This window comes from Vibrio anguillarum (assembly GCF_003390515.1).
GTDB lineage: Bacteria > Pseudomonadota > Gammaproteobacteria > Enterobacterales > Vibrionaceae > Vibrio > Vibrio anguillarum.
Genome location: NZ_CP031479.1, coordinates 1,027,630 through 1,049,159, shown reverse-complemented (window position 1 = coordinate 1,049,159; position 21,530 = coordinate 1,027,630). Strand labels below are relative to the sequence as shown.

General features: G+C 46.5%; 23 protein-coding genes. 1 reads left to right on the top strand and 22 read right to left on the bottom strand.

What is annotated here, in order from left to right:
• Positions 1 to 91 precede the first annotated feature (91 nt).
• Positions 92 to 1,177, bottom strand: coding sequence for a chorismate synthase (aroC, locus tag DD616_RS08935; protein WP_026028357.1), 1,086 nt, complete (start codon positions 1,175 to 1,177; stop codon positions 92 to 94).
• Positions 1,178 to 1,361: 184 nt separating this feature from the next.
• Positions 1,362 to 2,294, bottom strand: a complete 933-nt coding sequence (gene prmB / locus DD616_RS08930; protein WP_013856325.1) for a 50S ribosomal protein L3 N(5)-glutamine methyltransferase — start codon at positions 2,292 to 2,294, stop codon at positions 1,362 to 1,364.
• Positions 2,295 to 2,357: 63 nt separating this feature from the next.
• Here prmB and smrB point away from each other — a divergent pair, with 63 nt between their 5' ends.
• Positions 2,358 to 2,888 (top strand): endonuclease SmrB, encoded by a 531-nt coding sequence (gene smrB / locus DD616_RS08925; RefSeq protein WP_013856324.1) that lies wholly within the window; start codon positions 2,358 to 2,360, stop codon positions 2,886 to 2,888.
• 56 nt (positions 2,889 to 2,944) lie between these two features.
• Here the strand turns inward: smrB and flhB are convergent, their stop codons facing one another.
• The 20 genes from flhB to fliT form a co-directional block, all read right to left on the bottom strand.
• Positions 2,945 to 4,075 (bottom strand): flagellar biosynthesis protein FlhB, encoded by a 1,131-nt coding sequence (flhB, locus tag DD616_RS08920; protein WP_013856323.1) that lies wholly within the window; start codon positions 4,073 to 4,075, stop codon positions 2,945 to 2,947.
• A 9-nt stretch (positions 4,076 to 4,084) separates the two neighbouring features.
• Positions 4,085 to 4,867, bottom strand: a complete 783-nt coding sequence (gene fliR, locus DD616_RS08915) for a flagellar biosynthetic protein FliR (RefSeq protein WP_013856322.1) — start codon at positions 4,865 to 4,867, stop codon at positions 4,085 to 4,087.
• An 8-nt stretch (positions 4,868 to 4,875) separates the two neighbouring features.
• On the bottom strand, positions 4,876 to 5,145 hold the full coding sequence (gene fliQ / locus DD616_RS08910; protein ID WP_013856321.1) for a flagellar biosynthesis protein FliQ: 270 nt from the start codon (positions 5,143 to 5,145) through the stop codon (positions 4,876 to 4,878).
• 11 nt (positions 5,146 to 5,156) lie between these two features.
• Positions 5,157 to 5,996, bottom strand: a complete 840-nt coding sequence (fliP, locus tag DD616_RS08905) for a flagellar type III secretion system pore protein FliP (protein WP_017048873.1) — start codon at positions 5,994 to 5,996, stop codon at positions 5,157 to 5,159.
• A 46-nt stretch (positions 5,997 to 6,042) separates the two neighbouring features.
• Entirely contained in the window at positions 6,043 to 6,423 is a 381-nt protein-coding gene (gene fliO, locus DD616_RS08900; protein ID WP_013856319.1) for a flagellar biosynthetic protein FliO, read from the bottom strand.
• Positions 6,424 to 6,456: 33 nt separating this feature from the next.
• A complete protein-coding gene (gene fliN, locus DD616_RS08895; RefSeq protein WP_010318705.1) occupies positions 6,457 to 6,867 on the bottom strand; it encodes a flagellar motor switch protein FliN in 411 nt (136 codons plus the stop codon).
• 17 nt (positions 6,868 to 6,884) lie between these two features.
• Positions 6,885 to 7,937: a flagellar motor switch protein FliM gene (gene fliM / locus DD616_RS08890; RefSeq protein ID WP_013856317.1), complete on the bottom strand. Its 1,053-nt coding sequence runs from the start codon at positions 7,935 to 7,937 to the stop codon at positions 6,885 to 6,887.
• Positions 7,938 to 7,944: 7 nt separating this feature from the next.
• Entirely contained in the window at positions 7,945 to 8,442 is a 498-nt protein-coding gene (fliL, locus tag DD616_RS08885; RefSeq protein WP_013856316.1) for a flagellar basal body-associated protein FliL, read from the bottom strand.
• A 33-nt stretch (positions 8,443 to 8,475) separates the two neighbouring features.
• Positions 8,476 to 10,527, bottom strand: a complete 2,052-nt coding sequence (locus tag DD616_RS08880) for a flagellar hook-length control protein FliK (RefSeq protein WP_208872185.1) — start codon at positions 10,525 to 10,527, stop codon at positions 8,476 to 8,478.
• A 156-nt stretch (positions 10,528 to 10,683) separates the two neighbouring features.
• Positions 10,684 to 11,136: a flagellar export protein FliJ gene (fliJ, locus tag DD616_RS08875; protein ID WP_010318709.1), complete on the bottom strand. Its 453-nt coding sequence runs from the start codon at positions 11,134 to 11,136 to the stop codon at positions 10,684 to 10,686.
• A 3-nt stretch (positions 11,137 to 11,139) separates the two neighbouring features.
• A complete protein-coding gene (fliI, locus tag DD616_RS08870; RefSeq protein WP_208872184.1) occupies positions 11,140 to 12,462 on the bottom strand; it encodes a flagellar protein export ATPase FliI in 1,323 nt (440 codons plus the stop codon).
• Complete coding sequence (fliH, locus tag DD616_RS08865) at positions 12,462 to 13,265, bottom strand: flagellar assembly protein FliH (protein WP_013856311.1); 804 nt, start codon at positions 13,263 to 13,265, stop codon at positions 12,462 to 12,464. Before fliH ends, fliI begins: the two co-directional genes overlap by 1 nt.
• 30 nt (positions 13,266 to 13,295) lie before the next feature.
• Positions 13,296 to 14,345 carry a flagellar motor switch protein FliG gene (gene fliG, locus DD616_RS08860; protein ID WP_013856310.1) on the bottom strand — a complete coding sequence of 350 codons (1,050 nt, stop codon included), beginning with the start codon at positions 14,343 to 14,345 and terminating at the stop codon, positions 13,296 to 13,298.
• Positions 14,338 to 16,080, bottom strand: coding sequence for a flagellar basal-body MS-ring/collar protein FliF (gene fliF, locus DD616_RS08855; protein ID WP_013856309.1), 1,743 nt, complete (start codon positions 16,078 to 16,080; stop codon positions 14,338 to 14,340). Before fliF ends, fliG begins: the two co-directional genes overlap by 8 nt.
• Before the next feature lie 14 nt (positions 16,081 to 16,094).
• Positions 16,095 to 16,406 carry a flagellar hook-basal body complex protein FliE gene (fliE, locus tag DD616_RS08850; protein ID WP_026028064.1) on the bottom strand — a complete coding sequence of 104 codons (312 nt, stop codon included), beginning with the start codon at positions 16,404 to 16,406 and terminating at the stop codon, positions 16,095 to 16,097.
• An 84-nt stretch (positions 16,407 to 16,490) separates the two neighbouring features.
• The gene (locus tag DD616_RS08845) at positions 16,491 to 17,900 is read right to left on the bottom strand and encodes a sigma-54-dependent transcriptional regulator (protein ID WP_026028065.1); all 1,410 of its coding nucleotides are present in this window, start codon (positions 17,898 to 17,900) and stop codon (positions 16,491 to 16,493) included.
• Positions 17,900 to 18,958, bottom strand: a complete 1,059-nt coding sequence (locus DD616_RS08840; protein WP_013856306.1) for a sensor histidine kinase — start codon at positions 18,956 to 18,958, stop codon at positions 17,900 to 17,902. The genes DD616_RS08845 and DD616_RS08840 overlap by 1 nt, the downstream gene beginning before the upstream one ends.
• 129 nt (positions 18,959 to 19,087) lie before the next feature.
• Positions 19,088 to 20,554 carry a sigma-54 dependent transcriptional regulator gene (locus DD616_RS08835; protein ID WP_017045739.1) on the bottom strand — a complete coding sequence of 489 codons (1,467 nt, stop codon included), beginning with the start codon at positions 20,552 to 20,554 and terminating at the stop codon, positions 19,088 to 19,090.
• Between the two features lie 248 nt (positions 20,555 to 20,802).
• Complete coding sequence (fliS, locus tag DD616_RS08830) at positions 20,803 to 21,213, bottom strand: flagellar export chaperone FliS (RefSeq protein WP_010318718.1); 411 nt, start codon at positions 21,211 to 21,213, stop codon at positions 20,803 to 20,805.
• 10 nt (positions 21,214 to 21,223) lie between these two features.
• Positions 21,224 to 21,529 carry a flagellar protein FliT gene (fliT, locus tag DD616_RS08825; protein ID WP_013856304.1) on the bottom strand — a complete coding sequence of 102 codons (306 nt, stop codon included), beginning with the start codon at positions 21,527 to 21,529 and terminating at the stop codon, positions 21,224 to 21,226.
• Position 21,530 lies beyond the last annotated feature (1 nt).

Sequence of the window (21,530 nt, the reverse complement as noted above, 5' to 3'; positions counted from 1 at the left end):
CAGCCGCGGAAATTGGCCAAACAGAAAATTGCTTAAAACAAAAGCGCCCTAACAAGAAGGGCGCTTTTCATTTTAATTCGGTTATGCTGGATTAGATTTTAGGCGTTTCTGTTTGAACCGCAAAATTCTGCCCGCGATGACGAAGTAAGTGGTCCATCAACACAATCGCCAGCATTGCTTCGGCAATGGGCACGGCGCGAATACCAACGCAAGGATCATGGCGACCTTTCGTGATAAGTTGTGTGGGTTCACCCGTGCGAGTAATGGTATCGCCAGGTACTGTAATACTTGACGTGGGTTTAAGCGCAATACTGGCAACAATATCTTGCCCAGTCGAAATACCGCCTAAAATACCGCCGGCATGATTTGAGCGAAAGCCGTTCGGTGTTAGAGGATCTCGATGCTGGCTGCCTTTTTGCTGCACGACATCAAAACCGTCACCAATCTCTACCCCTTTCACCGCATTAATGCTCATCAAAGCATGTGCAATATCCGCATCTAGACGATCAAATACCGGCTCACCTAAACCAACAGGCAGGTTTGTCGCGACAACTTGAATCTTTGCACCGATCGAATCACCTTCTTTTTTCAAATCACGGATCAGTTGGTCGAATGCCGCCACTTTGTCTGCATCTGGACAGAAAAAGGCGTTATTCTCAATTTCATTCCAATCCACTTTATCGATACAAACATCACCCATTTGTGACAAGTAAGCGCGAATTTCAACCCCAAATTCTTGTTTGAGATATTTCTTCGCAATGGCTCCCGCTGCCACTCGCATCGCTGTCTCACGTGCTGATGAACGGCCACCACCACGATAGTCGCGAATGCCATATTTTTGATGGTAGGTATAATCGGCATGACCGGGGCGAAACTTGTCTTTAATGTCTGAATAATCGGTTGAACGTTGGTCGGTATTTTCAATTAATAGACCAATCGATGTACCTGTGGTTTTCCCCTCAAATACACCAGAAAGAATTTTGACTTCATCCGCTTCACGGCGCTGCGTTGTATAGCGAGATGTGCCAGGACGGCGACGATCTAGGTCTATCTGTAAGTCAGCTTCTGTAATTTCTAAGCCCGGAGGGCATCCGTCGACGATACATCCTAGTGCGATACCGTGACTTTCTCCGAATGTCATCACCCGAAAATGTTGTCCGATACTGTTTCCTGCCATGACTTCCTCAATATTGATGACACAGAGCGACATGCTCCCTATCACCGCTTCATTCTATTGTTCGTGGATTCATAGTGGCTTTATTACGAAATGATGTAAAGCCCCAAAATAAAGCAATGTGTATTTTTCTAATGGATAAAAAAACGCCAGCACTGTGGCTGGCGTTTTTCTTATGCGTACGGCATTAGTCGATATAAAGCGCAAAGTCGCTAGCGCAATCAACCAACTGCTGGCGAGTCAGCATGAATACGCCATGCCCACCATTTTCAAACTCAAGCCAAGTAAACGGAATGTGGTCGTATTGGTTCATCATATGCACCATCGAATTGCCCACTTCACAGATCAAAATACCGTTATCAGTGAGGTATCCCGCCGCATTGGCCAAAATACGACGCACCAATTTCAAACCATCGGTACCGGCGGCTAAGCCGAGTTCTGGTTCGTGTTTGAACTCTTTGGGCAAACTATTCATATCTTCTTGATCCACATACGGTGGATTCGACACGATTAGGTCATATTTCTCTTTTGGCAAATCACGGAATAGATCGGAACGGATCGGGAAAACTTGTTGCTCCATACCGTGATCTTGAATATTTTGCTCCGCCACTTGCAGTGCGTCGGTTGAGATATCAATCGCATCCACTTCAGCATCAGGGAACGCGTGGGCGCACGCAATGGCGATGCAACCGCTGCCAGTACACAAATCCATAATGCGTACAGGCTCGTCGATCAACCAAGGTTGGAACTGCGCTTCAATCAATTCGCCAATCGGTGAACGTGGCACCAGTACTCGCTCATCCACATAAAACTCAAGGCCACAGAACCACGCTTTATTGGTTAAATAAGCGATAGGAGTACGTTCATTAATGCGCTTAATCACCCGTTCAACAATACGCAGACGTTCGCTGCCTGTTAAACGAGAATTCAGTACATGCGGAGGAACATCAATCGGAAGATAGAGTGTCGGTAGGATTAGCTGAACGGCTTCATCCCACGCATTATCGGTCCCATGACCATAAAATAAGTTGGCGGCATTAAAACGGCTGACCGTCCAACGAATCATATCTTGAAGCGTGTGAAGTTCAGAAACCGCCTCTTCTACAAAAATCTTATCCAAAATTGCCTCCGAAAAGCGCTACAATACTGCCAATATCGATCTGTTAGAAAATGACCAAACCCAATGAGCCAAAAAGAGACCGAACACGATGACGCTTTCGACTTGTTTCGGGATGCAGTAAAGGGCGTTAAAAAGTTGCGACAGGATACCATAATCCAGCCGCCAAACAGAAACCCCAAACAAAAAGAAATCCGCCGTATTGCGCGGGAAGCCAGCGATACCGAATTTTATTTTTCCGATGAGTTTATACCAAAACTCAGCGATGAAGGCCCGACGCGCTATGCTCGTGATGATGTGTCGAAATATGAAGTTAAACGGTTAAGACGTGGCGTCTATGTGCCGGATGTGTTTTTGGATATGCACGGCATGACACAGCAAGAAGCGAAACGAGAGCTCGGGGCGATGGTTGCTTATTGTGTGAAAGAAAATATTCACTGCGCTTGTGTCCAACATGGGATCGGTAAACACATTCTCAAACAAAAAGTTCCTCTCTGGCTCGCTCAACATCCTGATGTGATGGCATTTCATCAAGCCCCCCTTGAATTTGGCGGGCATGGCGCGGTATTGGTGCTGCTTTCTATTCCTGATAAGTGATTTAAACTGACGCTAACTTCAGCATCAACGCTTTTGCTCCAGCATAACGATGAGGATTAATGTCGTAAATCCGGTGGAATCGGCATGTTATTCTCATCGAGTTTGGGTCTTTGGCCACCGCGTTTACGATACTGCTTAAGCTGAAAGACATAAGCCAGTACCTGCGCAACCGCCACGAAAAGCCCGTCGGGGATCTCCTGCTCAAGATCGGTTGTGTGATAAAGCGCTCGAGCCAAAGGCGGTGCGGGGATGATGTGTATATCATGCGCACGTGCTACTTCACGAATTTTCATCGCCATGTGATCGACGCCTTTAGCCACCACAATCGGTGCTTTATCCGTATTTTGTTTATAGCGCAGCGCAACTGAGAAGTGTTCTGGGTTGGTGATAATTACATCCGCTTGTGGCACTTCCGCCATCATCCGCCGCTGGGCCGCTTCACGCTGCAACATCCGAATTCGGCCTTTAACCTCAGGTTTTCCTTCCGTATCTTTGTATTCGTCTTTTACTTCTTGCTTGGTCATTTTTAATTGATCAGCGTGCTGCCAGATTTGGAATGGGATATCGATGGCGACCACGACCAATAAAGAACAACTAATTAGCAACACGAAGTTGAGCAAAATATCGAGCGCATGGAAAATATTTTGTGGATAGACATCCATGCTCAGTTGAAATAGATCTTCTTTCGATGCATTGATCAGATAAAAAGCAACGCCAGAAACAAGCAGTACTTTTAAAATGGACTTAAATAACTCAACCCAACTTTGCAAACCGAACATACGTTTTAAGCCACTGAGCGGGTTCATTTTGGAGGGCTTTGGCATCGCAGCTTCGACAGAAAAGTTAATTCCACCAATGCCAGCCGCGCCAATTAATGCAGCAATAAATAACGTGATTAAGATAAGCGAGAGTGGCAATATCAGGGTCGCAAGAGAACCAGCCGCAATATCAAACAACTTTCCGAGATCAAACACTTCTTCTCGGCTTAAGTTGAAGATTCGACCCATCAAAGCGTACAAAGCTCGGGCTAACGATTCGCCAAACCACATCAATGCAATCGCACCCACCACCAGTACCGAAACGGACGCTAACTCTTTTGAACGAGCGACTTGACCTTTTTTTCGCGCCTCGTCCAATCGCTTGGGCGTGGCGTCTTCGGTACGTTCTTGACCGTCTGACTCTGCCAAACGCGCCTCCTAACAGTTCATACGGATAAGGCGACAAATTTGTTGCTCGCCTTCTAACCAGAATAGTTCGTAGTGACTATACAGGCCGCCTAAAATATACCAACAGAGTAGCAAGCCGACCAAAAGCGCAAACGCAAAACCCAACGAGAAAATGTTGAGCTGAGGGGCTGCACGAGTCATCACACCAAATGATAAGTTGACGGTTAATAGCGCAATGATGCCAGAAAGAGACATACTCAGCGCCACTTTAAACATAATTCCCAGCCACAATGCAAGCTCACGAAAATCCACGGTCGTTAATGCCCCATCGCCAATAGGCAAGGTTTTAAAACTGAATACCACCAGTTGGATCATCTTTAAATGACCATCGGTTGCTAAGAAGAACAAGGTCGCTAAAAACATAAACAGTTGACCAAGCAGAGGGGTGTTTTGTCCGTTTACGGGGTCGACCATTGAAGCAAAACCTAAGCTGGCTTGCATACCCAATATTTGGCCAAGCATAACAAAGGTTTGGATTATAAACTGGGTGATCATGCCCATTGCAACGCCAATAATAATCTGCTCAAAGGTGGTCAAAAAACCTTTAAATGAAAGTAGTTCAACGGTCTCTGAAACGGCAGGAATCGCGGGCATCACGGCGAAGGTAATAGCCAAACCTAAGTAGAGCCGCACTCGGGTCGGAACAAAGCGGGCCCCAGTGACTGACATCACCATCAGCATGGCGGAAATACGAGTGTAGGGCCAAAAATAGCTAGCAATCCACTCTAAAACGAGGCTTGTTGGGTACTCCATTCAAGCTCCTAGTACAGTACCTGTGGTAGCCGTTCAACGATAGAGAAGAAATACTCCATCAACATCTGCGTCATCCAATGGGCAAAGAACATCAGTGCCAGTAACGTCACAATGAGACGCGGTAAAAAGCTCAACGTCTGTTCGTTAATTGAGGTCGCGGCTTGGAAAATGGCGACCACTAAGCCAATCAACAAACTCGGGATGATGATGGCGCACACCATGATAAGCACCATCCACAGTGCGTCTCGAAACAGCTCAACAAAGACTTCAGGAGTCATTCGCGCCCCCGCTATAAAGCAAAACTGCCAGCTAGCGTTGAGAGGATCAAGTTCCATCCATCCACTAGTACAAACAGCATGAGTTTAAATGGCAGCGAGACGATCATCGGCGAAAGCATCATCATACCCATCGCCATCAAAACAGACGCCACCACTAAATCAATGATTAAAAAGGGTAAAAATAGCATAAAGCCGATTTGAAACGCCGTTTTTAGCTCCGAGGTGATGAACGCAGGGATCAGCACCGCCATCGAGACCTCTTCAGGATTGGTTGCGTCAGAGCCCGATATCTCAACAAAGGTTTCTAAATCTTTGACTCTCGTCTGTTTCAGCATGAAGGCTTTTAGTGGCTCTTGAGCCGTATCAAACGCTTGACGCGCCGTCATCTGCTCATTGAGATACGGCTGCACAGCTTGCTCATTAATGGCATTGATGACTGGTGACATAATGAAAAAAGTGAGAAAAATAGCAATGCCGATAATTACTTGGTTTGACGGCGTTTGTTGCAGGCCCATTGCCTGGCGCAAGATCGACATCACAATCACGATACGTGTAAAGGAAGTCATCAAAATGACCATGGCAGGCAAAAAACCCAACATGGTCATCAAGGCTAAAATTTGTAGATTGATCGAGTAATCTTGACTGCCATCTGGATTGGTCGTCATGGTAAATGCTGGAATACCGCCACCACCACTGACGCTACCAGCGGCTATCGTTTTAGAGGCGCCACTGTCTTTATTCATCGCCGTTACTGTCACCGTTTCTGCGCCTACGGCGCTGGAAGGAATTGGCGTGGCTAACTCTTGCTCTGAAAACGCAAACGGGGTAAACAATAATGCCACCAGCAACATAGAAAGATGCCATAGATGGCCAAGGTAACCCAATGAGGCCGTGCGACTATTTCTTGTCATTTTTCTTTAGCAGCTGAGTCAGTTGACCGGCAAACGGACTGACCTCAGCCTCCTCCTGTTTGAGTGGGGCATCTAATTTTGCGATCAATTGGACGGATTGTGACGTGACTCCGACGAGAAATTGTTCTTCTCCTGCTTGCACAATAACGATACGCTCTTTAGTACCCACTGGCAGTTGACGTACAATGCTCAGCCCTTTTTGATTACCGAACGTGGGTACTCGCATTCGTTTTAACACCCAAGCCAAAAAGAGAATTAGCGCAATAACGAACAAAAGCGACCCGAAAGTGGTCGCTAAATCTAAGTGATCATTCGGCGCTGCCATCGCTTGGCTTGAACAGAGCAATAAACCGATCAGTTTTTTCATCCAAATACTTCTTTTTCGTAAGCTGACGTTATGCTAACGCAGCTTTTTAATACGCTCAGTCTGGCTGATTACATCGGTTAAACGAATACCGAATTTATCGTTAACCACTACCACTTCTCCATGAGCAATCAAGGTGCCGTTCACCATCACATCCAATGACTCACCCGCGATGCGATCAAGCTCAACCACCGAGCCTTGGTTCAATTGCAGTAAGTTACGAATGCTGATCTTCGAACGCCCCACTTCCATCGAAATGGTCACCGGAATGTCCATGATCGTATCAAGTTTGCGGCGCTCATCTTCGGTGATCGGTGGTGAAGTGTCTTTCAATTCATCAAGAGGCGCGGCCAGAATTTCATCTACATCAATACTAGGCGCGGATGGGTCTTCCCCTAATGCGGCTGCCCATTCGTCTGCCAATCTTTGGTCGTCACTTGGTTCCATCTTCGTTACCTACTCTATTATTCTTCGTTATCTTCTTCGTCATCATCTTCAAATTCAGACATGATGTCTTTGCCTAAAAAGGCGAGATCCGTTTTTACTACATCAGGGCGTTTAATTTTTTCAGAGACTTGAACCGCCAGTTTTTCACCAGAGCGGCCCATTTTCACTCGGTAAGTAGGCAGCTCTTCAACAAACATCGTTGCGTTTTTGGGCATTTTAATTGGGATGATATCGCCTACTTGTAGATCCATTAAGTCACGCAATGAAATGTCTTGTTCTAATAAATTGACTCGGAAATTGACGGGTACATCCATGATCTCTTCGCGCAGTGCAGAACTCCAACGCACATCAGTTTCCATTTTATCCGACTGGACACCCGCATCGAGTAACTCACGAATGGGTTCAACCATCGAATAAGGCATGACCACGTGGAAATCGCCGCCGCCGCCATCGACTTCGATATGAAACGAGCTCACTACGATCACTTCCGTTGGGCTAACGATGTTAGCCATACTTGGGTTCACTTCTGAATCCAAATATTCAAACTCAACGCCCATCACCGGTGACCAAGCTTCTTTGTAGTCACCGAAAACAATTTTTAACAGTAATTGAATGACACGTCGTTCTGTTGGCGTAAATTCGCGCCCTTCAATTCGAGCGTGGAAACGTCCATCGCCACCAAAAAAGTTTTCCACCAAAATGAAGACTAAACGCGCTTCCATCGTGACCAACGCAGTCCCTTTTAACGGACGAAAACGCACCATGTTCAAACTAGTCGGAACATAAAGCGTATTTTGGTATTCACCAAACTTCATCATCTGTACGCCGTTGATCGACACTTCAGCCGTTTTACGCAGCATGTTGAACAAACTAATACGCATGTGACGAGCAAAACGTTCGTTGATAAGCTCCAGCGTAGGCATGCGCCCACGGACGATACGGTCTTGTGAAGAGAAGTCAAAGTTAATCGCCGACTTATCGGCAACATCGTCATCGTCTTCCGCCTCATCAACACTGTCTACACCATGAAGTAGGGCATCGATTTCGTCTTGGCTTAATAAATCAGTCACTTCTCACCTACTGCATTACAAAATCGGTAAACAACACTTTTTCGATCACAGGTTGCCCAACCGCTTTAGTGAGTGCCGCTTTAATGTCATCGGTCGCCTTATCTCTCAGCTCAATTCGCCCGGTAGGGCTACGAAGCTGTTCCACAGTGGCAGACGCAAAAGTGGCTAGTAAAGAGCTTTCCACTAAAGGTGAATGGTAACGTGCAAGGCTTTCATTTTCAGAACCCCGCACCATCAACTGCACTTTGATTTGCACCAACCGATCTTTCTTATCACCCGTGACGTTAAACACAAACGGCTGTGCAATATTAACGTAAGCCACAGGATCCGTTGGCAAAGCTTGCTGCGCTGCGGGGGCTTGCTCACTCGTGGCTTCACCCTCATCTCCGCTCATCAAAAAGAAAGCTGCACCACCACCAAGCAGTAACACTACGGCAGCAATAATGATAATCAGCAGTTTTTTCTTCCCTTTGGGGGCTTCCGCGCCTAACTCTTCATCGGCCATAATGTTCTCTATGTCGTTATTTTTAATATTAGTTTAAGCGTAATAACTGATTCCATCACGCTTTGATGCGACATTCAAATCAAGTTTGACGTCTGTATCAAGGTTTTCTTCGTCTAAATAGCTTCCGTTGCGCGTCAATTGACCAGATTGGGCATCCCCGTCGGCAGTGTAGCGCGCTTGTTGCTGACCAGCGCTCTGTTGTTGGACAGAGGTCTCACCCAACTGCACACCTTGTTGTGCCAACATTTCTCGTAGCCTTGGCATAGATTGTTCAATCACATCACGTGCTTGATGGTTAGCGACCGTAAAATGAACCGTCGTATGATCACCATTCATATTCATACGAATTTGTAAACGCCCCAATTCCGGTGGATCTAAGCGAATATCGACATGTTTAAGGTTTTTCGACATCATCATTTGCAGCCGTTCCGCCATTTGCTCACTGGCCATTTCTCGGTTAAGCAACAAAGGAGGCTGTTGCGCGGCTTGCAAGTTGTCAGCACGGCTCTGCGTCGCGTTCAAACCATGTTGCCCCAAAGCACTCGAAAGCTGCTGCGCTAATGTGCCCTCTTTTTGCTCTTGAGCCGCCCCTGCATCATTCACACCCGATAACGCTTTCGCGCCTAATCCGGCTTTGAATAGCGCGGGGTTGAGTGGCAATTCTGCATGGGTTGCAGCTGGTATCGCGGCCGCATTCGCTAACTGTTGTATTTGTACATTGGATAACTCATTGCTTGCTGTCACAAGAGGTGACGATGCTAGTGCGGCTTTGTCTGCCGCCACGGCAGCCTGCATGGTTTGAGATTGTTGCTGAGCTAAGGCTTGCTGAACAGAATGGGCTAATGAAACCGGCGTATTTTTACCCTTGAGGACCGTTTCACTTTGTGCCACATCTAGAGGTAATGCTTGCCCTTCGGCAACAACTGTGTTCGCCCAAGGAATGGCAGCGGCAGTCAATAATGCCTCTGTGGACAGTCCTTGCTGATCATTTTCCGAATCGGTTTGAGGTGTATTCGCCGATGGGGATGGGGAAAGTGGTAGCTTTCCCTCTGCTAAATTTGTCGTCAATTGTGAATCAAGTGCTTGCGCTTCAACCAAAGGTGATGGCTCTATGGGCATGGCGTTGTCACTTTTTGCCACCGCGTTAACTGCTGCATCGCCAACTTCAGTTGTGGCAAGTAAAGTGGCCTCATCTTCTATCGCTTGCGACAAAGCGCTTGCTTGCACTGACTTTGTATCTTGAGGCGGCTGAATGAATTTTCGGACTGATTCCGGCAGGATGAGTTCACCATTCTCTTCAGTCTCTGCGTTTAAGCTTGATGCCGTAGGTGAACCTTCCGCAGCCATCAAACGCTCTTTGCCCTGCTGAATAGGCAGCACACGCTCTGCATCTTGTTCCGTGATGTGCTGATCAGACAATGGAGCTTGCTCATTCACTGACGCCGGTGCTACTGATTCAGTAGTGGGTTTAGCGAATGCATCCTGTGCTGATATTTGCGCAGCCGCTGGCGCTTTTTGCTCCACTTGATCCGAGGAGTCACCTGCGTTGTCGTCGATTTGCACGTCTACCGGATGAGTGTTTTGTGGCAAGGTTTTGCCGTTTTGGTCAGCAAGTGCTTGATTGGCGCTATTTAAACGGCCAAGGATTTCATCGCCATCGCTCATCACTTGTGCTGTTTTCTGCTGAAGAGCGGAGTCATCAACCTCTGCTGAAGGGGGTGATTTTGTTTGCGCGGTATCAACATCGGCCTCTTCACTCAATGCCTCACCAAGTTCTTTATCTAACAAGGCATCGCTACTTTGGGCTGCCACGTCATCGGTGAGCACAGCTCCCTCATCCAGCGCCTTAAAGTCGGTTTCTGCCGAAGATTCAGTGCTACGACCCATAATGAGGGCGGTCAGTTTTTCAAAAAAACCTTGAGATTCAGAACCTTCACTCACCGCATCAGAGCCTGCTTTACTCACGCTGGCCATTTTAGAGGTGTCGGATGGTGTTGTAATATTTACATTCATATCCATGATGCTCGCACTAAAAACAGAGGATGACGCGGATTCATTATTGGCCAGTAAGTCATGTTTCATCATTTTTTGACGATGGCGCAGTGGATTAACCTAATGAACTCCGTGATTAGTCAGAAGCAAGAAATGAGCCAAGCCTTCAATATCGATAAAAAAGTATGACACCCATCTTATTGGACACGTTGACGACTTGAGGCGTCAGTGACTTAAAACTTATTTTGATTAAAACTTATGTTGATTAGAACGTTGCCGACTAAAGAGCAGTGTAGAAAACTCATCCATCTGCTTCTGCTCTCGTTTATCTTGCAGACGTTGCGCTTCTATCTGTTTTTTTTCAATGAGCCATTCGTAAGAGCGTCGCTGTTTTCTCACTTCCATCCAATGCTCTTGGCAGTTCTCTACCTGATTTTTGAAGTGTTGTTCTGCATCTCTTTGTTTGACAAGGGTTTCATCTAACTGGGTAAGAAATCGGTTTAAGTGTCCATATTGGCTCGCCGTCAAACCTGACATGCCGCGCTCCATAAGCTGCTGACAATAATCCAGTCGGTATTGTTCAATCTGCGCCAACTGCTTGTAATAGCTCTCTAGCTCATCACGCGATTTAGATAACGCCATCACGGCTTTTTCTTCTTTGTCTTTGGCTTGATCAAGCAGAAACTCGAGTGCGTTATCCATCGATTACCCCACTTGCAAAACGTGCTTGAGCATATTGACGCACATGTCGTAAGGAACCGAATCCTTCATCCCTTGCTGCAAATATTCATCCAGCCTAGGTTTTAGCGTAAATGCACTGTCAATCGCAGGGTCCGTCCCCGGCTTGTAAGCACCGATAGAGACGAGATCTTGATTTTTCCGGCAGATGGAGAGTATTTGACGCACCGCTTTCGACATCAACAGATGTTCATCGGTGGTGATTTGTGGCATGACACGGCTGACCGATTTCTCTACATCAATCGCAGGGTAATGTCCGGCATCGGCCATTTCACGTGATAAAACAATGTGACCATCAAGAATGGCTCGCGATGCATCAGCGATCGGGTCTTGTAGATCATCCCCTTCGGTGAGCACGGTAAAGAAAGCGGTAATCGATCCTTGGTGAGGACCGCCATTTCCCGCTCGTTCAACCAAGGCGGGCAGTTTAGCAAACACCGATGGCGGATAACCTTTTGTGGCTGGCGGCTCACCCACAGATAACGCAATTTCACGTTGCGCTTGGGCAAAACGAGTCAACGAGTCCATTAGTAGCAATACATCTAACCCTTGATCACGAAAGTATTCCGCAATCGCTAACGCGGTTTGACAGCCTTTTAAACGCATCAGCGGTGAGGAGTCCGCAGGCGCGGCTACTACAACTGAACGTTGACGTCCATCAACGCCTAAAATCTCTTCTATAAACTCTTTTACTTCGCGGCCACGTTCACCAATCAGCCCCACCACCACCACTTGAGCGGTTGTGCCACGAGTCATCATGCCAAGCGTTACCGATTTACCGACACCAGAGCCAGCAAATAAACCAATCCGCTGCCCTTTACCTACCGTAAGTAAACCGTTGATCGCTTTTAGGCCAACGTCCAGAGGTTCTGTTATGGGTTTACGAGCTAATGGATTGATGGGGTCAGCATTAAACGATGCGCGCTTTTCGGTATAAATAGGCCCCAACCCATCGAGTGGATTACCGACACCATCAATCACCCGTCCAAGCAGCTCCATCCCGACTGGTAGGCCAGGGTCCCCTGTCATTGGGGTAACTTTAGCTCCGGGCAGTACGCCTGTTATCTGTTCGCTGGGCATCAGATAGAGGTTATCGCCAGAAAAGCCAACCACTTCCGCTTCCATTTCTCCGGACATGGTTTCTACTTTACATAAGCTACCAATAGGGGCTTTACAACCGGTAGCCTCAAGGGTTAAACCAACCACACGGACCAGTTTGCCCGATGCCATTGGGCGGCAGGTTAACCCTTCGGTTTTATATTGACTAAGGCGATCGGCAAGAGACAACACTATTGATCACCTTGTTGGTGACGATTGGTGCCACAAAAACTTTTCAACACGCTACGAATGCGATCTTCCATTCGATAATTCACACTCGATTCACCTGCTTCAATCTGGACGTCACCGCGATTTAATGCCGGTTCTTTGACCAATGTCCAGTTTCGGAAATCCAGCTCTTTTTCGCCATAAGCAGAATGAATCACTTCAACATCTTCTGGATGGAGTTTTAATGTGATGGCATGCCCGGATACAGGCAGGGATTCAACCGACGATTTGACGGTATCTAAGATCACTTGCGGATTGGTTTGTACTTCAACGTGAACGACTTCTTTGACCAAGGTTAAAACCATATCGACCAGCTGTTTTTCGACTTGGGCATTCATCAACTCTAGCGGTTGAGCAAATTGATTGGCAAGACCAACGAAAATATCAACCTGCTGCTGGATGAGGGTTTGCCCTTCAGCGACACCCTCGGTTTTGCCTTGCTCAACACCTTCTTGGTGTCCTGCAATCAGCCCTTCTTCTTTGCCTTTTTCATAACCTTGTTTGAATCCGGCTTCTTGGCCTTGGTGCAAACCTTCTTGATAAGCCCCTTGTTTGATCTGGCCAATCTCTTCTTCGCTGAGTTGCAGCGGCTCTTCAACCACAGGCTCATCAAAACTTGGCATCCAACCGGGGTCGTAGTTCATTGCCGTTTCTTTGGCTTTTTTATTGATCTCTGCGCCGTAGTCCGGCAACCCCCACTTTTTGGCTTGTTCAATATTAGCGTCTGCATCTAAACGTAAAAAGCCGCGTTTTCTTTCTCCAGACATAATGCTACCTATTGTTGAGTCAGGGTTAGATTATAAGAATTCGTCTGCGCCGCCAGACAGCATAATTTCGCCACTGTCGGCCATACGACGTGCAATCGCCAGAATCTCTTTTTGCGCCGCTTCGACATCTGATACTTTAATCGGAGGCATGGCTTCCAGATCATCTTTCATCATCTCAGCTGCACGTTTTGACATGTTTTTGAAGATCTTCTCGCGCAATGCGTCATCAGCACCTTTAAGTGCTTTTTGCAGTACATCTTGCGGTACATCACGCAGCAATTTTTGAATGCCTTGGTCGTCCACTTCGACTAAGTTCTCGAACACGAACATCAGATCTTGGATCTGTGTTGCCATGTCTTCATCTTGCTCACGCATCTGATCCATGAGGATGCCTTCGATATTGTTATCGAGGTAGTTCATGATATCAGCCGCGGCTTTCAAGCCACCAATTTTCGCCGCTTGCGCGCCCGCTTGACCGGCAAATTGTTTCTCCATGATTTCATTCAACTCAGCCAATGCCGAAGGTTGTACTTCTTCAAGGTTGGCAATGCGCATTAATAAGTCTAAACGGTCACGTTCAGCAAACTGCGCCAAAATTTCAGCCGATTGATCCGGTTCTAAATACGATAAAACAATGGTTTGGATTTGTGGGTGTTCATTAACAATGATGCTCGCCACTTGTCGTGGGTCCATCCATTTCAATGAATCCAACCCTTTTGAACCCGTGCCAAGCAAAATTTGATCGACCAAGTTATTGGCTTTATCGGCACCTAATGCAGCGATAAGCGCGTTACGCATAAAGTCTTCGCTGCCCATACCGATATTGGTGTATTTCTGAATATCTTCGAGGAAAGCACGATGCACCGCGCCGACTTTCTCTTGGCTAAGCTCTTTCGCTTTCGCCATCGCGCTACCGACTCGTTGTACCTGCTTAGGTTCAAGATGGCGGATGATGCCAGCGGCGTCCTCTTCGTTTAAGCTCAACAACAAAATAGCCGCTTTTTCATCACCAGAAATTGTTGAAATATCAACCGATGATTCTGTCACTTCTGTTCCACTCTTATTTTTATTATCAGGCATTTTGCATCCAATTCTTCACTACTTGAGCCGCAAGTTCAGGCTCATTGGCCACTAGAGCACGCACCGCTTTCAGTACATCCTCATCCTTGTGTAAGTTTGGCAAATCAATACCGGAACCAAACTCAAAGAGATCACCGCCGTCAATACCACTGCCAATTAAACTGGTTTCACCATCAGCACCAATCGGTAAACCATCAGGTCCGTACATTGGATCATCATCATCCGCAGCAGGGTTGAGCAGTTTTTTCAGCGCAGGGCGAACCAGCACCAGCACCACAACCACAATAACCAAGGCACTAGCAAACCAGCGTACCCAATCATTGAAGTTTGGATGCTCCCAAATAGGGACATCAACCATTGATTCAACTTCAGGCACGGCAAATTGCATGCTCAAGACATTCAACAAATCGCCACGGTTTTCATCAAAGCCAACCGTCCCAATCAATACTTGTCGCACGGCGCTAATTTCACTTTCGCTCAAGGGAGTATAGGTGACTTCGCCAGTCTCTGGGTTAACCGATGGTCGGTTTTTAATCGCCACCGCAACGGTCTGACGATTCACCACACCCGATTGTTTACGTTCATGACTGATGGTGGTATCGAGTTCAAAATTGCGCGTGGCTTCTTTGTGCACAGAACCTTGCCCAAGAACCGAGCCATCTTTCATCTGCGCGACGTCTTGTGGGATCGAAGCATCCGCAGGTGGCTGATTACTTAATGCACCTGGAACGCCAGCCACCACATTGCCGTTGTTATAGTCTTCAAGCGTATATTCGCTGCGTGTCGCTGGCGTATTCGGGTCAAAGCGTTTACGCGTTTGTTCAATGGCACTGAAATCCAGTTGGATATCCACTTGGGCGGTATAATTACCAAAACCTAGAATCGGGATTAATACCGAATCAATTTTGTCACGCAGCGCCTCTTCTTGCTTGCGTTCAAGTTCTTGTTCTTTACGGCGGGCTGACGACACAGGATCTTGAGAGCCTGAGCTGAGCAGCCGACCATGTTGATCAGTCACGGTAATTCGATTGGGTTTCATCCCTGGCACGGCACTGGCGACCATATCGACAATAGAGTCGACCTCTTCTTGTTTGAGGTTAGCGCCAGTTCGCAAGGTAAGAAATACGGAGGCAGAAGCATCTTGGTTATGACGAACAAATACGCTTTGCTTAGGCAGTGCCAATAACACACGAGCTTTGTTGACGAGCTTCATCTCTTCAATCGCTTTGGCAAGCTGACGTTCACGGCTAAGTTTAAGGCGCTCTTGCTCAAGGCGCTGAGAAACACCAAAGCCCATGTCTTGCATCAAGATTTCATCGCCCGCTTGCTTGTTTTGATTTAACCCTGCACGGACGAGGTTGAGTTTTAAGCTGTTGTATTCACTGGATGGCACTAAGATAGTATTACCATCTAATTTATAGGTCAGTTTCTGCTGATCAAGATAATCGAGGACAGGAATAAGTTCTTCGGTTTCATAAGCGCCAAGCGGGCGCATTTCAGGTTCTCGAACCCAAAAGAACAACATGACAATCAGTGCTACACAGATGGAAATAGAGAGGACTAACACCACCTGGCGCAACAAGTCCAAGTCGCCCATCGCAAAATCACTTTTGGATGAACTCTTCTCTTCAAGATCTGGGTTTTGCGTGTCCATGTCTAGATCTGAGCTCGCCATTAAAGCGTGGTCAGAACCACTGGTCACGGTAAGATCGGTTGTTTGCTTATCTTCTGCCACGGCGGCTACCTAATTTATACGGGCATATTCATGAGTTCTTTGTAGGCGTCGACAAGTTTATTTCGAACTTGAATCGTCGCTTCAAAGGCTACACTCGACTTGTTACGAGCAATCATCACATCCGATAGTGAGACATTTTCATCTCCCCGATCAAAGCGGGTTTGTAAATTACCTGAGGTCTTTTGCAAACTGTTCACGTTATTAATGGCTTTGGAAAGCATGTCGCCAAAATCAGCACTCACACTTTGTCCAGTTGCCGTAGGACGAGCATTGGTTGCTTCCAACATCATTGTTTGCATTTCGCTGTTTAAACCATCAAGTCTCATTGCTACCTCTAACGCCAAATCTTTGACTGCTGTGCTGCTTCTTTCTGTGATGCAGCAATTTATATGCCATCACCCACTTTAGGGTTAATTCGGGATATCAATTCCTGCATCACGCATTTTTGCTAATTTGTAACGCAGTGTCCTAGGGCTAATTCCGAGCTTATCTGCCATCTCTTTACGGCGGCCTTGGCACTCGACTAAAGTATCCATAATAATGGTGTACTCTTGATCTCTCAGCTCATCACCCAATGCAGCGCCATTGTTATTAAACAGCTTGTTCACTTCGGCTTGTGCTACAGGCTTAATCTCTGGTGTGGCAATATCGCTGCGCTCTACGACTTGTTGCAAGCTGCTAGCATCTTGCCAATCAACCCCTTCCAACAAGATATGTTCACTTGCAATGTCTCCTTGCTCACTCAAGATCAGCGCGCGTTGCACGACGTTATCAAGTTCACGGACGTTGCCCGGCCAAGCGTAACTAAGCAGCTTGTTAATAGCTTGCGGCGCGATACGAGGCACAGGTAAACCAAGTTTAGTGCAGTGACGCTCTACAAGGTGGTGAGCCAGCGGTTCAATATCCCCTTTTCGGTCACGTAGCGCTGGCCATGAGATTGGGAAGACGTTGAGGCGATAATATAAATCATCACGGAAATTGCCTTCCTGCACATACTGCTTTAGGTCGCGGTTGCTGGTCGCCAATACGCGGACATCAAGCTTAATGCTTTTACGCCCCCCCAAGCGTTCCACTTCACGCTCTTGGAGTACACGCAGCAGTTTTGCTTGTAGGTTCAGATCCATCTCGCTGATCTCATCGAGTAAAATGGTCCCACCTTGTGCTTGTTCAAATTTGCCCGGACAAGCTTGTACCGCTCCTGTAAATGCCCCTTTTTCATAACCAAATAAGGTGGCTTCGAGCATGTTGTCTGGAATGGCGGCGCAGTTGATCGCCACAAATGGCCCATCTTTACGCGGAGATGAGTTATGAATGTAGCGAGACATGACCTCTTTTCCTGAGCCACTTGGGCCCAAAATCATGACGTTAGCATCGGTTTTTGCCACTTTGTCGGCAAGTGACAATAAGCGCAGGCTTTTCTCATCGGCAACAACCGCATCACCGTTATCATCCGATTTCACTGGCGCGTAACGGCTAACCATGTTGAGCAGCACTTCGGGGGCAAAGGGTTTTGCCATGTAATCAATGGCGCCCTCTTTCATCGCCGAGACAGCATCTTCAATATTGGCGTACGCCGTCATCAGCAACACGGGTAAATTGGGCCAATGCTGTTTGATGTTGCGCAGCAGTGCAAGGCCACCCATGCCAGCCATTTGAACGTCAGAGACAACAATATCAACAGGATGTGCTTTGAGTTTAATCAGTGCATCTTCGGCGCAATCAGCTTCCAGCCATTCATAACCGGCCAGCGCCAAAGTATCGACTAACGCTTCGCGTAGACCTTCATCATCTTCAACGATTAAGACTTTGCTTTGAGCCATCATCCTTCTCCAGTCTCTGTTGGTGAAGAAGGGGCATGACGCTCGAGTGGAATGCACATAGTAAAGCAAGCACCCTCCCCTTCTTCTGAAATTAATTCCAATCGCCCATCATGGGCGCGGCAGACCATTTGTACCACCGCTAACCCTAACCCCGTTCCTTGTGAGCGAGTGGTAAAAAACGGTTCCATAATTTTACTTTGCAGCGCAGCAGGGACTCCCGGGCCACTGTCTTGTACCGAGATTTTCAGCTCACCATTTACCGGGCGAAAAAAGACATCAATTTGCGACGCCTTACCCGCAATTTGTATTGCGTTCATCACTAAGTTACTCAGTGCAGAGGCAATGGCATTTGCATTGCCTAACACCACTGTCCCTTCTTGTTCCACTTCCTGATGATAATCAATTGCGCTATTTTTTAATGCCGTTTCCACCATGGGAACAAATTCGCTGACCAAGTCTGTCACTGTAAACGGCTGAATGACTTTATTGTCACCACCTTTGGCAAACAACAACATATCATTGACTTGTTTTTCAAGATCATGAAGCCTATCCATCAGCTTAGACTGAAAACGCTCTCTTGTAGCGTTTGGCAAGTTAGGCGCACCTAAATTTGAGGCATAGAGCATGGCACTGGATAACGGTGTGCGAACTTGGTGTGCCAAAGACGCCACCATTCGACCGAGTGAGGATAAGCGCTGTAAATCACTGATGCGTGATTGAAGTAACCGAGTTTCGGTTAAATCGGTGATTAATATCAATTGGCCTGTTGCTGATGCTGAAATGGCTAATCTAACTTTACGACCATTGCGCAGCGAGATTTCATGCCCATCATCTTCTCTCGGCGCAAAAGCACTTTGAATGACGGAATACCATTTTTCACCCGCTAATGGGACTTGCAATAACCGCTGAGCTTCAGGGTTAGCCTCTCTGACTACGCCTTGAGTATCGAGCAAAATGACGCCAGCAGGCATCACATCAAGAACCTGTTTATAGCGCTCAACTTGATCCTCTACAGAATCTAAGTGAGATTGATTAATGGGTGTGTCAGGAGACTGCATGTCGAAATTCTACCTATAAAACAACAATAGCCTAACACGCAAAATACATGCCAGGCTATTTTTCTTTAAAATCAAAGAATTAATCCATTGCCAATATATTGACTAAACTTTACCCATGCTGTTTTTTAATCACCGTTGCATATTGTATTTACGCATTTTTTCAACCAAGGTCGTACGGCGCATACCCAGCATATCAGCGGCACGCGCTACCACTCCGCCTTGAGCTTCAAGGGCTTGGTTGATCATATTGACTTCCAAGTCCGCCAATAGCTCTTTCAAATTCACGCCTTCAGGAGGCAATGACTGCGGTGCGTTGAGATTTTCGTGCATCTCTTCGACGTCTTCAAAACTGAAGTTTTCAGAGAAAATACCCGCCAGCACATCACGTTCTTGGTCTTCAACTGAGCCATAGGAGCTGTGCTCTGGTTGGAATTCTGGAATATCACTATAGCGGTATTTAGTTGGTAAATGATTGACGTCGACGAGACTATTTGGATAGAGAATGATCATCCGCTCAACTAAATTCGCTAGCTCACGAACATTGCCCGGCCAATTATGTTCCATTAACGAATTGACTGCTCGCGGGGTAAAACAAAATGGCTGTCCACCTTCCGCTTCCATACGTGTCATGAGTTCTTGTAACAGCAATGGAATGTCGTCTTTGCGATCTTTTAGCGCTGGCATTTCAATTGGGAAAACATTGAGTCGATAGTAAAGATCTTCACGAAATGATTCATCATCAATCATGTTTTCTAAATTGCGGTGAGTCGCTGACACCACACGCACATTCACTTTAATGGTGGTGTTACCGCCCACACGTTCAAAGCAGCGCTCTTGTAACACACGCAACAACTTTACCTGCATCGACATCGGCATATCACCGATCTCATCGAGAAATAAAGTACCGCCTTCGGCAAGCTCAAAACGACCTTTACGCGCGGTTATCGCTCCGGTAAACGCCCCTTTTTCATGACCAAATAATTCACTTTCAAGTAAATCAGCCGGAATCGCACCACAGTTAATCGGCACAAACGGACCGTTGCGGCGTGCAGAATGATAATGGATGTTACGCGCAACCACTTCTTTGCCCGTTCCCGATTCACCTAAGATCAACACATTGGCTTCTGTGCCTGAGACTTGCTCAATCAAATGGCGAACTTCTTGGATACCATGACTTTGGCCTACAAGGCTACGAAATAAGGTATTCTTACGCGATGTAGAGGGAACTTGCACGCCTTTGCGTCCTAAAAATTCTTTGCAATGTCGTAATGCGTCACTCAGTTGAGGATAATTAAGGGGTGACTCAAGTTCACCGACGTATTGAGTAAATTCTTCCAATGAATATGGCTGCTTGTTTGCCATTAGAAGTGGAATATAATTGGCCTTAGTCAACCACTGAGCTATCTCATCAGTTAACTGCTCACTTTTTAGCGATCCAATAATGCAGCCCCCCCACAATCTTGAACAATCAATATCCTTGATTTGGGATGACTCGATCGCCTCGCAGTGCTCTCCAACAAATTCTAAAATGTTACTTAGATTGAGACGGATCTGCGGATCGTCTTCTATCACAAGCAGTTTTGCTAAACCTTGCATAGGTGAGAATATTTGCCTTAAATCAGAGAAATTGTGGCCGCACTTCTGAAAATCGTTATTCAGTTTTGTTTTTCTATAATCACTTGATTAAACGATAGACAATTTGTGGAATTCAGCAACAAAAAAAGCCATTAGGCTAGTAATGGCTTCTATTCTATGGAATAAAAAAAATAAGGCAACCAAGCAATGAGCTGGTGTGACATCAGTTAAAACTTTAAAAAATAAGTGCCTAAAGTTTTATAAATAACTTATATGCCCACTTCGCTTGCCGTTAGATTGTGGTATTCAGGAGGGATTTGATCCCATGCTGATTTAATTTCTCGAATGATGTCGATCACATCATCCAGTGGTTGCGGGTCATTTTGATGATTCGCTTCGGTGATCTGAGTGATCATAAATTCATAAAGCTGATCTAAATTTTTTGCAATATCCCCGCCATCACTCATCGATAAGCAACTGCGTAAGCTAATAATGATATCCAATGCTTTACCAAGGCGTTCACCCTTACTTGGAATATTCCCCTGTAGCATTGCTGCTTTTGCTTGAATAAGGCGTTCAATGGCACCCGCCATCAACATTTGTACGACTTTATGCGGCGAGGCCGCACTGAGCTGGCTATCCACTGATACCTTTTTGTATGCCTGTAAAGAACCGCGCATAGTCTTCCTCTTATAAAAACTTTTTGTATTGCTGAACGGATTTATTACCGTGTCGGTATTTTTGGAGCGTTCTACCGATCTCGACCGTTTTTGACTGCATCAGTTCAACAAGATGTTTAGTTTCATCAATAGCCTCTCGCCATTGGCTCGACATTGCAAACTGTGGATTTTCTGACGCATGCGTCAGTAAGTTTTGCAATATCCGTTCCCTTTTATCGACAAGATGATTGATTTCTTCAGTATTAATTTCATCAATGACAAGCATTGCTCTTATTTGGTGATCTAGATCACTTAAAAGGTCGAGTTGCTGCTCCATA

What these genes read in the sequence shown, in the direction of transcription:
- fliT (WP_013856304.1), bottom strand. Translation starts at nt 21,529, where the DNA reads ATGGAGCAGCAACTCGACCTTTTAAGTGATCTAGATCACCAAATAAGA.
- DD616_RS08845 (WP_026028065.1), bottom strand. Translation starts at nt 17,900, where the DNA reads ATGGCTCAAAGCAAAGTCTTAATCGTTGAAGATGATGAAGGTCTACGC.
- fliG (WP_013856310.1), bottom strand. Translation starts at nt 14,345, where the DNA reads ATGCCTGATAATAAAAATAAGAGTGGAACAGAAGTGACAGAATCATCG.
- fliN (WP_010318705.1), bottom strand. Translation starts at nt 6,867, where the DNA reads ATGGAACCAAGTGACGACCAAAGATTGGCAGACGAATGGGCAGCCGCA.
- DD616_RS08840 (WP_013856306.1), bottom strand. Translation starts at nt 18,958, where the DNA reads ATGCAGTCTCCTGACACACCCATTAATCAATCTCACTTAGATTCTGTA.
- fliS (WP_010318718.1), bottom strand. Translation starts at nt 21,213, where the DNA reads ATGCGCGGTTCTTTACAGGCATACAAAAAGGTATCAGTGGATAGCCAG.
- fliO (WP_013856319.1), bottom strand. Translation starts at nt 6,423, where the DNA reads ATGAAAAAACTGATCGGTTTATTGCTCTGTTCAAGCCAAGCGATGGCA.
- fliQ (WP_013856321.1), bottom strand. Translation starts at nt 5,145, where the DNA reads ATGACTCCTGAAGTCTTTGTTGAGCTGTTTCGAGACGCACTGTGGATG.
- fliE (WP_026028064.1), bottom strand. Translation starts at nt 16,406, where the DNA reads ATGAGACTTGATGGTTTAAACAGCGAAATGCAAACAATGATGTTGGAA.
- smrB (WP_013856324.1), top strand. Translation starts at nt 2,358, where the DNA reads ATGAGCCAAAAAGAGACCGAACACGATGACGCTTTCGACTTGTTTCGG.
- fliP (WP_017048873.1), bottom strand. Translation starts at nt 5,996, where the DNA reads ATGTTGCTGGTGGCATTATTGTTTACCCCGTTTGCGTTTTCAGAGCAA.
- fliR (WP_013856322.1), bottom strand. Translation starts at nt 4,867, where the DNA reads ATGGAGTACCCAACAAGCCTCGTTTTAGAGTGGATTGCTAGCTATTTT.
- aroC (WP_026028357.1), bottom strand. Translation starts at nt 1,177, where the DNA reads ATGGCAGGAAACAGTATCGGACAACATTTTCGGGTGATGACATTCGGA.
- DD616_RS08835 (WP_017045739.1), bottom strand. Translation starts at nt 20,554, where the DNA reads ATGCAAGGTTTAGCAAAACTGCTTGTGATAGAAGACGATCCGCAGATC.
- fliL (WP_013856316.1), bottom strand. Translation starts at nt 8,442, where the DNA reads ATGGCCGATGAAGAGTTAGGCGCGGAAGCCCCCAAAGGGAAGAAAAAA.
- DD616_RS08880 (WP_208872185.1), bottom strand. Translation starts at nt 10,527, where the DNA reads ATGATGAAACATGACTTACTGGCCAATAATGAATCCGCGTCATCCTCT.
- fliH (WP_013856311.1), bottom strand. Translation starts at nt 13,265, where the DNA reads ATGTCTGGAGAAAGAAAACGCGGCTTTTTACGTTTAGATGCAGACGCT.
- fliJ (WP_010318709.1), bottom strand. Translation starts at nt 11,136, where the DNA reads ATGGATAACGCACTCGAGTTTCTGCTTGATCAAGCCAAAGACAAAGAA.